Source organism: Pseudonocardia zijingensis (assembly GCF_042657305.1).
Lineage (GTDB): Bacteria > Actinomycetota > Actinomycetes > Mycobacteriales > Pseudonocardiaceae > Pseudonocardia > Pseudonocardia zijingensis.
In genome coordinates, this window is sequence record NZ_JBHSKO010000017.1 from 36,982 (window position 1) to 49,197 (window position 12,216).

The 12,216-nt window shown below is 73.8% G+C and carries 10 protein-coding genes; 5 read left to right on the forward strand and 5 right to left on the reverse strand.

Going from position 1 to position 12,216, the window contains the following annotated elements; all coding sequences use genetic code 11:
* Position 1: 1 nt before the first annotated feature.
* The 5 genes from ACFPL3_RS27535 to ACFPL3_RS27555 all read right to left on the reverse strand — a co-directional run bounded on the left by ACFPL3_RS27535 (position 2) and on the right by ACFPL3_RS27555 (position 5,584).
* Positions 2–442, reverse strand: coding sequence for a MarR family winged helix-turn-helix transcriptional regulator (locus ACFPL3_RS27535; RefSeq protein ID WP_343944138.1), 441 nt, complete (start codon positions 440–442; stop codon positions 2–4).
* Between the two features lie 29 nt (positions 443–471).
* Complete coding sequence (locus tag ACFPL3_RS27540; protein WP_343944139.1) at positions 472–1,959, reverse strand: acyl-CoA synthetase; 1,488 nt, start codon at positions 1,957–1,959, stop codon at positions 472–474.
* A 19-nt stretch (positions 1,960–1,978) separates the two neighbouring features.
* Positions 1,979–2,833 (reverse strand): p-hydroxycinnamoyl CoA hydratase/lyase, encoded by an 855-nt coding sequence (locus tag ACFPL3_RS27545; RefSeq protein ID WP_343944140.1) that lies wholly within the window; start codon positions 2,831–2,833, stop codon positions 1,979–1,981.
* Between the two features lie 14 nt (positions 2,834–2,847).
* Positions 2,848–4,302 carry an aldehyde dehydrogenase family protein gene (locus ACFPL3_RS27550; protein WP_343944141.1) on the reverse strand — a complete coding sequence of 485 codons (1,455 nt, stop codon included), beginning with the start codon at positions 4,300–4,302 and terminating at the stop codon, positions 2,848–2,850.
* 112 nt (positions 4,303–4,414) lie between these two features.
* Positions 4,415–5,584 carry a 4-hydroxybenzoate 3-monooxygenase gene (locus ACFPL3_RS27555; protein ID WP_343944142.1) on the reverse strand — a complete coding sequence of 390 codons (1,170 nt, stop codon included), beginning with the start codon at positions 5,582–5,584 and terminating at the stop codon, positions 4,415–4,417.
* Between the two features lie 115 nt (positions 5,585–5,699).
* On the opposite strand from ACFPL3_RS27555, the gene ACFPL3_RS27560 reads away from it, so the two are divergent.
* The 5 genes from ACFPL3_RS27560 to ACFPL3_RS27580 all read left to right on the forward strand — a co-directional run bounded on the left by ACFPL3_RS27560 (position 5,700) and on the right by ACFPL3_RS27580 (position 12,122).
* The gene (locus ACFPL3_RS27560; RefSeq protein WP_343944143.1) at positions 5,700–6,647 is read left to right on the forward strand and encodes a PaaX family transcriptional regulator; all 948 of its coding nucleotides are present in this window, start codon (positions 5,700–5,702) and stop codon (positions 6,645–6,647) included.
* 106 nt (positions 6,648–6,753) lie between these two features.
* Complete coding sequence (locus ACFPL3_RS27565) at positions 6,754–8,082, forward strand: MFS transporter (RefSeq protein ID WP_343944144.1); 1,329 nt, start codon at positions 6,754–6,756, stop codon at positions 8,080–8,082.
* Complete coding sequence (locus ACFPL3_RS27570; RefSeq protein ID WP_343944145.1) at positions 8,079–9,311, forward strand: cytochrome P450; 1,233 nt, start codon at positions 8,079–8,081, stop codon at positions 9,309–9,311. Before ACFPL3_RS27565 ends, ACFPL3_RS27570 begins: the two co-directional genes overlap by 4 nt.
* A gap of 171 nt (positions 9,312–9,482) precedes the next feature.
* Positions 9,483–9,605: a hypothetical protein gene (locus tag ACFPL3_RS27575; protein ID WP_343944146.1), complete on the forward strand. Its 123-nt coding sequence runs from the start codon at positions 9,483–9,485 to the stop codon at positions 9,603–9,605.
* A gap of 318 nt (positions 9,606–9,923) precedes the next feature.
* On the forward strand, positions 9,924–12,122 hold the full coding sequence (locus tag ACFPL3_RS27580) for an HNH endonuclease signature motif containing protein (RefSeq protein ID WP_343944147.1): 2,199 nt from the start codon (positions 9,924–9,926) through the stop codon (positions 12,120–12,122).
* Positions 12,123–12,216 lie beyond the last annotated feature (94 nt).

Here is a 12,216-nt window from a genome sequence, read left to right on the forward strand (position 1 = left end):
GTCACGACCCGTCCGGTGCCTCGTCGCCGAGGGCGCTGCAGCACAGCTCCAGGTTCTGCCGGAACAGCGCGTGCTGGACCTCCGGCACGGCGCCGAGCATCGTCGCCTCGATCGCCTCGACCAGCGGGTCGCAGCGCGCCAGCAGGTCGCGGCCGGAGGGGGTGAGGCTGATCAGCAGGACGCGGCGGTTGTTCGGGTCGCGGCGGCGGGTGATGTGCCCGTGGCGCTCGAGCCACTGGACCATCTCGTGCATGGTCTGGGGGGTGACGAAGGAGCGCCGCGCCAGCTGGGCCGACGACAGCCCGTCGCGGGCGCGCAGCGCGGCGAGCGCCGTGAACTGCAGGGTGGTCAGGCCGTGCGGGCGCAGCGCCTCGTCCATCCTGGCCCGCACCGCCAGTTCGAGGCGTTTGACCAGGTAGAGGGTCAGGGGTTCGTCCGTCACCCCCGGATCGTCCCGCACGGCCCGCGCCGTCACGCGAAGTGCTCGCGCACCACCGCCTTCTGCACCTTCCCCGACCCGGTGCGCGGGAGCTCGTCCCAGAAGTCCACGTACTTGGGCACCTTGTACCCGGCGAGCCGCTCCCGCAGGAACGCGCGGATCTCCTCCGCTGTGGCCGCGGCGCCCGGCGCGAGCACCACCACCGCCCTCGGGACCTCGCCCCACTTCGGGTCCGGCGCCGCCACCACCGCGCACAGCTCGACCGCGGGGTGCTCGTACAGCGCCGACTCCACCTCGGCCGGGTAGACGTTCTCTCCGCCGGAGATGATCGTGTCGCTGATCCGGTCGACCACCGTGAAGAACCCGTCCTCGTCCACGGTCGCGACGTCGCCGGAGTGCAGCCACCCGCCGGCGAGGGCCTCGTCGGTGGCCTCCGGCCGGTTCCAGTACCCGAGCATGACGTTCGGGCCGCGGACCACGATCTCCCCGCGTTCCCCCGGGCCCACCGGTGCGCCGGACGGGTCGACGATCCGCACGTCGGTGAAGAACGACGGCACGCCCGCGCTGCCGGCCTTCGTCTGCACGGCCTCCGGATCGAGGAGGAGCACGCCAGGGCTCGCCTCGGTCATCCCGTAGCCCTGCACGAAGGTCAGGCCGCGGTCCAGGTACCGGCGGATCGTCGCCTCCGGCACCGGCGCTCCTCCGCAGAGCAGGGTGCGCAGGCTCGACAGGTCGGCGTCGGCCCACCCCGGCTGGGCGGCGATGGCGTCGTACATCGCAGGCACCCCGAACAGCGTGGTGATGCCGAGGCGGGGGATCAGCTCCAGGGTGCGGGCGGGGTCGAAGGACTCCTCCAGCACGCAGGTGCCGCCCTTGAGCAGCGTCGGAAGACAGGTCATGCCCAGCGCCGCGGCATGGAACAGCGGCGCCGAGACCAGCGCGACCTCCCGCCCGGACACGTCGCTCTCCACCAGCACGTTCACGCAGTTCCACGTGAGGTTGCCGTGGGAGAGCACCGCGCCCTTCGGTCTGCCGGTCGACCCGGACGTGTACATGATCAGGCACGGGTCGTCCAGCGCGACCGGCACGTCGATCGGCCCGGCGTCCGGCGGGAGCTCGCGGGGGAGCGACCCGGACTCGAGCCGCGCGTGCAGCCGCGGCGCCGCGGCGGCGTCGACGAGCGGTCCGGCGGCCTGCGCGTGCACGAGCACCGCGACGCCGGCGTCGTCCAGCACGTAGGCCAGCTCCGGCGCGCTCAGCCGTGCGTTCACCGGCACGAACACCCCGCCCAGCGACGCCGTCGCGAACAGCGTCTCGAGGTACGCCGGGTGGTTGGGGCCCAGGTAGCCCACCCGGTCACCCGGGCGCACCCCGAGCTCGCGCAGGTGGTGCGCCAGCGCGGTGGTGCGCCGTGCCAGGTCGGCGTAGGTGATCCGCTCCTCGCCGTGGACGATCGCGGTCCGGCCCGGGGTCATCCGGGCGCGGCGCGCGGGCCACGAGCCGAGGCCGCCGTCGCGCATCGTCGCGCCTCCCGTGCCGTCAGTCGTTGGTGTAGGCCGACAGGCCCGGCCGGAATGACTTCTCGTCCAGGAACTGCGAGAGGCCCTTCTGGCGGCCCTGCTCGGCGTCGAGGAACTGCGACTGCTCGAGCTTGGCGTACAGGTAGTCCTCCGCCTGCTCCCACGACATCTCCTGGGCGAGCTTGTAGCCCACCTTCGCCGCCCGGAGCACGGTCGGGTTCATCGACGCCAGCTTGAGCGCCAGCTCGCGCGTGCGCTCGCGCAGCCGGGAGGCCGGCACCGCCTCGTTGACCAGCCGCATCTCGGCGGCCCGGCGCCCGTCGAAGGGCTCGCCGGTCATGATGAAGTACAGCGCGTCGCGCTGGCTCACTGTGGCGGCCAGCGCGCGGGACACCACACCGCCCGGGGGGATGCCCCAGTTGATCTCGGAGAGGCCGTACTGCGCCTCCTCGTCGGAGATCGCCAGGTCGCAGGCCACGAGCGGGGTGAACGCGCCCCCGAAGCACCAGCCGTTGACCATCGCGATCGTCGGCTTGGACCAGTTCGCCAGCCGCTTCCACTGCCACTCCGCGGACGCGCGGCGCACGCGGATCTGCAGGGCGGGGTCGCCGGACTCGTCGACCTCGCGGAAGTACTCCTTGAGGTCCATGCCCGCCGAGAACGCGTCGCCCGCCCCGGTGAGGACCAGCACCTTGCAGCGCGGGTCGCCCTCGAGGGCGTCGAGGGTGCGGACCATCTCGTCGTTGAGCGTGGGGTTCATCGCGTTCCGCTTGTCCGGGCGGTTCAGCGTGACCCAGGCGATGCCCTCGTCGAACTCCACGAGGACGGTGTTGCCCCACGCGGTCTCGGCAGGGGTGGTGGTGGGTGCTGCCATGACGGTCGTACCTCTCAGAACGGGTACCGCGCCGGCTCGGCGCGGACGGTGACCCACTGGGTCTCGGTGAAAGCGTCGATGTTGGCCCGGGCGCCGCCGACGCGGCCGATGCCGGACGCCCCGACGCCGCCGAACGGGGCGCCCGGGTCGTCGTTCACGGTCTGGTCGTTGATGTGGACGAGCCCGGCCGGGATGCGGTCGGCGAGCGCGAGCCCCGCGGCGGGGTCCGCGGTGAGCACGCCGAGGGACAGCCCGTACTCGCTCTCGGCGGCGAGTGCGACGGCCTCGTCGGGGGTGTCGAACGGCCGCACGCACGCGACCGGCCCGAACACCTCCTCGTCGTAGGCGGGGATGCCGGCGTGGCAGTCGGCCAGCACGGTGGGCCGGAAGAACGGGCCGTCCGCCGTGCCGCCCTGCACGAGCCGCGCCCCGGCGGCGACGCTGCGGTCCACCAGGTCCTGGATCCTGGCGAGCTGGGCGGCGTCGATGATCGGGCCGAGCGCGACGTCGCCGGTGTAGGGGTCGCCGACGGGCAGCTGCTCGGCCTTCTTGCCCAGCAGCTCGACGTAGCGGTCGTAGAGCGAGCGGTGCACCAGGTGCCGCCCGGTGGCCATGCAGATCTGCCCCTGGTGCAGGAAGGAGCCGAACGCGCCGCACGAGGCCGCGGCCTCCAGGTCGGCGTCGGCGCACACGATGAGCGCGCTGTTGCCGCCCAGCTCCAGGTGGGCGCGTTTGAGCATTTCACCGGCCTTCGCGCCGATGGCGCGGCCCGCGCGCGTGGACCCGGTGAAGGAGATGACCGGCACCCGCGGGTGTTCCACCAGCGCGGCTCCGGCCTCGGTCTCGCCGGGCAGCACCTGCAGCACGCCGGCCGGGACGCCCGCCTCCTCGAACACGCGGGCGATCACCACGCCACCGCTCACCGCGGTGCGCGGGTCCGGCTTGACGATCACCGCGTTGCCCAGTGCGAGCGCGGGGGCCACCGAGCGCATCGACAGCAGCAGCGGGAAGTTGAACGGCGAGATCACCCCGACCACGCCGACCGGCACCCGCCGCTCGATGCTGACGCGCCCGCTCGCCGGCAGCAGCTCCCCGTACGGGGCCGACGCGTGGGCCGCGGCCTGGGTGCACTCCCCGGCCGAGCCCGCGATCTCGATCCCGGCCTTGAGCCGCACCGAACCCGCCTCGCGCACCAGCCACTCGGAGATCTCGTCGGTCTGCGCGGTGAGCAGCCGCGCCGCCTCGAACAGGATCGCGGCGCGCTCGGTGTGCGGGCGCGCGGCCCACTCCCGCTGCGCCGCGACGGCCCGCTCGACCGCGGCATCGACGTCCGCGGCGTCCGCCAGGCCGACGGTGCCCAGCGTCGCGCCGGTGGCGGGTTCCCGCACCTCGCGGGTGCCCCCGGCACCTCCCTCCCAGGAACCCGAGTAGAGCCGGCCTCGCCACACCTCGGCATCGAGGAAGGACACCGGAACCTCCTTGGTTGTTCATCAGGACTCCTGATGAATCTAACGCACGGAAGGTCCGTCCGCGCCTGCGATGCCGCGTTCGTCACACGGCGAAATTCAGGGAACCTGAGAGTCAGAAACCGATCGGCAGGCCGGCGTAATTCTCCGCCAGCCCCGTGGCACCTGCCTCGCTGGTGGCCACCCAGCGCAGCTGCGAGAGCTGGAGCTGCGCGTCGAACGCGTCCCCGGACGTGTGCAGCATCGTGGTCATCCACCAGGAGAAGTGGGTGCAGCGCCAGACCCGCCGCAGCGCGGTCTCGGAGTAGGCGTCGGCGAGCTTCTCGTCCCCGTCGTCGACCAGGGCGGCGAGCGCGGGGGCCAGCAGTGCGACGTCGGCCACGGCGAGGTTCAGGCCCTTCGCGCCGGTCGGCGGCACGATGTGCGCGGCGTCCCCGGCGAGGAACAGCCTGCCGTGGCGCATCGGCTGCTGCACGAAGGAGCGCATGGGCAGCACGGACTTCTCGGTGATCGGCCCGGGGGTGAGCGTCCAGCCGTCCCGGCCGTGGCCGAGGCGCTCGGCCAGGGCGTCCCAGATCCGGTCGTCGGACCACTCGGCGATGTCGGTGCCGTTGGGCACCTGCAGGTAGAGCCGCGACACGGTGGCGGAGCGCATCGAGTGCAGTGCGAAGCCGTCGGGGTGCCACGCGTAGATCAGCTCGTCGGTGGAAGGTGCGACGTTCGCGAGCACCCCCAGCCACGAGTACGGGTACGTGCGCTCCCAGGTCTGCGGGTTCGGCACCGCCGCCCGGCACGGGCCGAACGACCCGTCGCAGCCCACCACGACGTCGGCGTCGATCCGCTCGGCACGCCCGTCCGGTCCGGTGAAGGTGACGAACGGGGAGTCGGTCTCGATGTCGTGCACCCGCGTGTCGGCGACCTCGTAGTGGATCCGCTGGCCGGCGGCCTCGCGGGCGCGGCCGAGGTCCTTGGTGACCTCGGTCTGGCCGTAGACGGTGACGGTGCGCCCGACCAGGTCGGCGAAGTCGAGGTGGTGGCGCTCGCCGGGCCACTGCAGGTGGATGCCGCGGTGCACGTCGCCCTCGCGGTCCAGCCGCTCGCCGAGCCCGACCCCGCGCAGGAGGTCCACCGTGGACTGCTCGAGGATCCCCGCCCGGATCCGGGCCTCGACGTACGCCCGGGAGCGGGTTTCGACGATCACGGACTCGACGCCCGCGCGGTCGAGCAGGTGGGAGAGCAGGAGCCCGGCGGGGCCTGCGCCGACGATGGCGACCTGGGTACGCATGCGGGGGAGTCTCGGTGCCCGGTGGGCGGCCGGCCCAGCGTCGCCTCCCGCTCAGCGGGACGGGTGAGCAGTCCCCTCGACGGCGCGGGCGGTGCGATGGGGGAGGATGGCGCCGATGGCCCTCGCGGAGTCGACGTCGCTGCCCCGGCACAGCCAGCGGCTGCTCGGCACGCTGCTCGGGGACTACTGGTTCTGGCGGCCCGAACCCCTGCCGTCCGCCGCGCTGGTGGAGATCATGGCGGAGTTCGGGCTCGCCGAGCAGGCGGCGCGGGCGGCGATGCGACGCGCCGCGGCCCGCGGGGCGGTGGTGGCCACGCGGTCGGGTCGCACCACCGCGTACGGCGTGCCCGCCCGCACCCGCGAGACCGTGGTGGCGCACCTGACCCGGCTCCTGCGGTTCGGCGCCGGGGACCGGCGGTGGGACGGCCGGTGGACGATGGCGCTGTTCACCGTGCCCGAGGAGGAACGCGAGACCCGGCGCACCGTCCGCACCCGGCTGCGCTGGCTGGGGCTCGCGCCGCTGTACGACGGCGTGTGGGTCTCGCCGTGGGAGGTCGGCGACCGGGTCGCGGCGGTGCTGGCCGACCTCGGGGTGGAGACCGCGACGGTCGTGCGCGCCGAGGTGGTGACCGCGGGCGCGGCGGGTGATCCCGTCGCGGCCTGGGACCTCGCCGAGCTCCGGGAGCGCTACACGGCGTTCCTCGCCGAGCACGCCGGCCTGCGCGAGCGGGTGCGGGCGGGCCGGGTCGACCCCGCCGAGGCGCTGGTGGCGCGCACCCACCTGATGACCGCGTGGCGGGAATTCCCCGACGTCGACCCGGAGCTGCCGCCCGAACTGCTGCCCGCCGACTGGCCGCTGCCCGCCGCACGGGCGCTGTTCGTCGAGGTCTACGACGGGCTCGGGCCGCTCGCCGAGCGGCGCTTCGCCGAGCTCGTCGGCAAGCACGATCCGGCGCTCGCGGCCCTGGCGGCCCACCGGACGAGCGCCGACGTCCTGCGCGGGGAGAACGCCACCGCGATCCCGGCGGGCGAGGAGCCCTGGATCGGGCCGATCGGGGAATAGGCGACATCTCGTTGTCCGAACGGACTCGAGGACGTAACGTATCGGCCACCGGGCGGCAGCCGCCGTCGCTCCGGTCCCCGCTCGCCGTCTCACCGTGGAGCACGACGTGACCGACCCCGCCCCTCCCGCCCCACCCGCACACCCCGGCCTCCGCGCGCTGCTCGCGGGGCCGGTCGGCATCTGCCTCGCCAACTACGAGTTCGGCGTCTACGGCACCATGGCCGCGCTCGTGATCAACGACCTGTTCTTCCCGACGCTCGACCCCGCGGCGGGCACCCTCGCCGCCTTCACCACCTTCGCGGCGGGGTTCCTGGCCAAGCCGCTCGGCGGGCTCCTGTTCGGCCGGATCGGCGACCGCTACGGCCGCCGTGTGGTGGTCGTCGGCGGCCTGCTGCTGATGGGCGTCGCCACCATCGGCATCGGCCTGCTGCCCACCTACGCGACGATCGGCGTCGCCGCCCCGGTGCTGCTCACGGTGCTGCGCCTGCTGCAGGGCCTCGCCGTCGGCGGCGAGTGGGGCGGAGCGGCCACGCTCGCCGTCGAGCACGCGCCCGAGCACCGCAGAGGGCTCTGGGGCGGCGCGGTGGGCGTCGGCGGCCCGATCGGCTCGATCCTCGGCGCGCTCACGGTGCTGCCCCTGACCGCCGCGCTCACCCACGAGCAGTTCCTGGCCTGGGGCTGGCGACTGCCGTTCCTGATCAGCGCCGTGCTGCTCGCCGTCGGCCTCTGGATGCGGCTGGGGGTGGCCGAGTCCGCGGTGTTCCGCAAGGAGGTCGCCACCCGCACCCGGCACCGCGGCGACCTGGGCCGCGTGCTCACCACCAACGGCGGGTCGATGGCGCTGGTGTTCTTCCTGGCCGGCGCGGCCGTCACCGGCATCTACCTGCTCAACACCTACTCGCTGTCCTACGCGGTGAACGAGGCCGGGTTCGACCGCACCACGATGCTCACCTGCATGACCACCGCGCAGATCATCGCGGTGGTGGCCGCGATCGTGCTGCTCACCCGCATCGACCGCATCGGCCTGCCCCGCCTATACCAGGTGAGCGCGATCGGGCTGGCCCTCATGGCGTGGCTGCTCTTCGCCGCGCTCGACACCGGCACCGTGCCGGTCGTGCTCGTGGCGCTGTGCCTCGGGCAGGTGGCCGTCAACGGCATGGTCGTGTCGTCGGTGCCGATCTACGTGCTGCTCTTCCGCCCGCAGGACCGCGTGACCGGCGCGGGCGTCAGCTTCAAGACCTCCGACGCCATCCTCGGCGGCACCACGCCGCTGCTGGCCGGCCTGCTCGTCCGCGCGACCGGCTCGGGCTGGGCGGTGGCGCTGTACGTCACGGTGCTGGTGCTGATCGCGCTGGCCGCGTCGGTCGTCGGACGGCGGCTCCTCGCCGAGCGCACCGGGCGCCCGGCCCCCGAACCCGTGGAGGCATCCGCGTGACCCAGGAACCGGTTCCCGCCCAGCCGGGCGAGCACCACTTCGACCCGCTCGCGGAGGAGACGTTCACCAGCGCCCACGAGCTGTACAAGGACCTGCGCGGGCGGTGCCCGGTGGCGCGCAGCGAGACCTACGGCGGGTTCTGGGCGCTGATGCGCCACCGCGACGTCGTCGGGGTGCTGCAGGACTCCGACACCTTCACCACCAGCGTGCAGAACGTCGTACCGAAGTTCGCCTTCACCGGCCGCCGCCCCCCGCTGCACCTCGACCCGCCCGAGCACACCGACTACCGCAGGGTGATCAACCGGTTCTTCACCAAGGGCCGGATGGCCGCGCTGGAGCCCGCGGTGCGCGGGCACGTCGCGCGGATCATCGGCGAGCTGGTGGCGGCGGGGGAGGCCGACGTCGGTCCCGCGTACGCCCAGACCATGCCCGCGCACGTCTTCGCCGAGTTCTTCCACCTCCCGATCGAGCTCGCCGCGCGCATCGAGCAGATCAGCGCGGAGTACGTGCGCGCGATCCAGCTCGTCGACGACGAGGAGGTCAAGCGCGGCAGCAGGCTGCTCTACGGCATCGCCGCCGACGTCATCGCGGCGCGCAAGGCCGAGGGCACCGACCCCGGCGACGACCTCACCGCGGCGCTGCTCGCGGCCGGCCTGCCCGACGACATGGTGCTCGGTTGCGTCCGGCAGCTCCTGGTGACCGGCATGGTGGCCCCGAGCGTGTTCATCGGCACGATGCTCGCGCACCTCGCCGAGCACGAGGACCTGCAGGCGCTGCTGCGCGCCGAGCCGGAGCGCATCCCCGCCGCGGTCGAGGAGTACCTGCGGCTGTTCACGCCGTACCGCGGCATGTCGCGCACCGCGCGCCGCGACGTCGTGATCGGCGGCCGGCTCATCCGCGAGGGCGAGCCGATCGCGCTCGTCTACACCTCCGCCAACCGCGACGAGGAGGTCTTCCCCCGCGGCGAGGAGTTCGTGCTGGACCGGCCCAACCTGCGCGCCGCCATCCCCTTCGGCGCAGGCATCCACGCCTGCCCGGGTGCGCCGCTCGCACGGATGATGCTGCGGATGACGCTCGAGGAGCTGCTGGCCCGCACCAGCTCCTTCACCGTCTGCGGCGAGATCCTCATGGCACGGTGGGCGGAGTGGGGTACCCGGTCGGTGCCGATGCGGTTCACCCCCCCGGCGCTGACGTCTGGGGCCGGAGCATCGGGTCCGGCGCGATCCTGAGGGGATCCACGGCACGCGGCCCTTCCGGGTGGGCGGGGAGGGTTCCAGCCAGGACGCGCTCGCCGGGTTCCGGGAGGACGCCGTCGCCTGGCCCCCGAGGACTACCGATTCACCCCAGCGGGACCGCCCCGTCTACGCGTTCCAGATGCCCGGCCCGCCGACGGACGGGCGGTGATCCGCAGCATCGGCCCGCACGAACGCATCTCCTCGGTCCGCGGGCCCGAGCACGTGACGGTCCTCCTCCCGCCGGCCGCCCCCTGCCCGTACCCGCACTGCCTGGCGCTGGAGTTCTGACCGAGGTGTTCCCGGCGACTTGATCGAGAAGGGTGGAGGGCCCCTGACAGGACTGGATTTGCTGAAGATCAAGTCAAAACCGGAGGCCCTCCGTGATCATTGTCCTGCCGCGCTCGATGTCGCTCAGCCCATCGGCCGGTTCCCGGCGGCCCGCCTCGAGCGGTCCCCGCAGACCGTGTGGCGCTGATCAGGTCTCAGCGGGCCCGAAGCGTCGCTTCTGCGCTGGCTGAACATCGGCTCTTGGGCTTTTCGGGTGAACTGTTGAGCGCTGGTCGGATGAGCCCCGGTTCTGTCAGGGCACGAACGTATGTTCGAATCATGGCCGGGGTGGCGTCACTCGTCGACCGGGCGGGGCAGCTCCCGCCCGGTCCGCAGCTGGCCGCCGCCCTCGCGGAACTCACCGATGCCGCGGTGCCCAACGCGCGGCGGGTCGAGGTGCTGCAGGCGCGTTCGCGGCAACTGGCCCACGAGCAGGCCCTGCTGTTCGCCGAACTGGTCGAGGTGTCCCACACCGTCGCCCTCGCCGACACCGACGCGGACGCCGACGGTGCCGAGGGTGAGCGGGACGTGGTCGTGGCGCGGGCCGCGGAGCGATTCGCCTGGGCCGCCCACGAGATCGCCGCCGCCCTGACCTGGACCCCCACCGCCGCCGATCGCGAACTCGAACTCGCCACCACCCTGGTCGAACGCCTGCCCCTCGTGCAGCACGCCCTGCTGTGCGGCCGCATCGACCGGGGCAAGGCCCGGGTGTTCGCCGAGTACCTGGACCCGGCCACCGGGGACGTCACCGAGCGACAGGCCCGGCTGTTGTGCGAGAAGTTCGTGCCGCTGGCGCCGGGGCTGACCACCAAACAGCTGGCCGACCGGTTGCTGCGGGCGCTGCAGGCCATCGATCCGGACCTGCGGCGGCGGCGCTACGAACGCGCCGTGCAGGCACGGGGCGTGGCGTTGTACCTGGACCCGCGGACCGGCACGGCCACGCTGGCCGGCACCGGCCTGCCTCCGCACGAGGCGGCCGCCGCGGCCGCCCGGCTGGACCGGCTGGTCGAGACCGCCAAACGGGCCGGGCATCCCGGCACCCGCCCCCAGATCTCCGCCGACCTCTACCTCGGCATGCTGGGCGGCACCTTCCACGGCCTCACCGAGCAGCAAATCGTCGCCCGTCTCCTCGGCCTCCATCGGCCCGAGGACCACCACGACCCCGAGACCGCGACGGACCCCGACACCGCCGACGCCGAGCCCGCCGACACCGAATCCGCCAGCACCGCGGCTGTTAGGGCTGCGGCTGCTGAGCCCGCCGGGACCGAGGCCGCCGAGACCGAGGTCGCCAATTCTGAGGCCGGCGGAGGCGGGGCGACCGGCTCCGAGGGTGCCGGGACCGCCACCGCCGAGTCCGGTGCCGCCGGATCCGGTGCCGCCGAGTCAGGTGCCGCCGGTTCCCCGAGCGCCGATTCCGAGGCCGACCGCACCGAACCCGCAGCTTCGACCGTGTCGAGGACCGTTCGCTCTGGCGTTGTCGGTTCTGGCGCCGCCGCATCTGGCACCGTCGCATCTGGCACCGCCACCCCTGCTGCGGCCGCGGCTTCGGGGTCCGGCGGCGAGGCCGACCGGGGCGCGATCCGCGAGGGCATCGAGATCCGCCTCGGCCTGGCCACCGCCGCCGGGCTCGACGACCGCCCCGGCGAGATCCCCGGGCTCGGCCCGGTCGGCGCCGGTGTCGCACGTGCCGCGGTCGCAGCCCAGCAGCGGGGAGCGGCCTGGCGGTTCGCCATCGTCGACACCGCCGGCTACCTGCTGCTCGCCGGGCCGCTGCGGCGCCGACCACGAAGCACCAGCCGCACGAGCCGCGCACCCGTGGTCCGCGGCGGCGTGGTCGAGCTGCACCTCACCCTCGCCGAACTCCACCGCTACAGCAGCAACCCCGACCCCGACCCCGATCCCGGCCCGGGCTCGGATTTGGGCGCGTGGGCCGGGGTGCTGGCCGAGATCGCCGCCGCCTGGGCCGGCCGCCACCGCCTCCGCAGACTGCTGGCCGCCGACCCCGACGCCCGGTTCGCCCGCGGCCCGCTGGCCGAGCACGTCCGCATCCGCGACCGGCACTGCGTCGGGCCGGGATGCACCCGCCCGGCTCGGCGCTCCGACCTCGACCACACCTGGGAACACCGCCGCGGCGGCCGCACCGTCGAGGTCAACATCGGCCCGGCGTGCAAACGCCACCACCCGGACAAGGACCGCGGCTGGACGCTCACCCAGCCGGAGCCGGGTGTGTTCGTGTGGGTCAGCCCGCTGGGGCGCACCTACCGCATCCGCGGCGAACCGATCCGACCGGACCTGCCCGACCCCGACCCGGCACCCGAGAACACCGAGACCACAGGGGCCGCCGAGGAGAGCGCCGCACAACTGGACCGCCGGCTGCGCCGCTGGGAACGCCGGATCCTCGAACCGCCCGTCGGTGAGACGCCCCGGCCACCACCCGAGCCGGAGCAACCGCGCCACGAGGAGCCGCCGCCGTTCTGACCTCGAGCCAGGTCGGGCGAGCGGCCCGGATCCCGCGCGCCCGATGAAGCCCGGGCATCTGATCGTCGAGCGCGCCGGCCCCGTCAACTGCGGC

Coding starts and splice junctions, on each gene's coding strand:
- ACFPL3_RS27540 (WP_343944139.1), bottom strand. CDS start 1,959: ATGCGCGACGGCGGCCTCGGCTCGTGGCCCGCGCGCCGCGCCCGGATG.
- ACFPL3_RS27545 (WP_343944140.1), bottom strand. CDS start 2,833: ATGGCAGCACCCACCACCACCCCTGCCGAGACCGCGTGGGGCAACACC.
- ACFPL3_RS27555 (WP_343944142.1), bottom strand. CDS start 5,584: ATGCGTACCCAGGTCGCCATCGTCGGCGCAGGCCCCGCCGGGCTCCTG.
- ACFPL3_RS27560 (WP_343944143.1), top strand. CDS start 5,700: ATGGCCCTCGCGGAGTCGACGTCGCTGCCCCGGCACAGCCAGCGGCTG.
- ACFPL3_RS27580 (WP_343944147.1), top strand. CDS start 9,924: ATGGCCGGGGTGGCGTCACTCGTCGACCGGGCGGGGCAGCTCCCGCCC.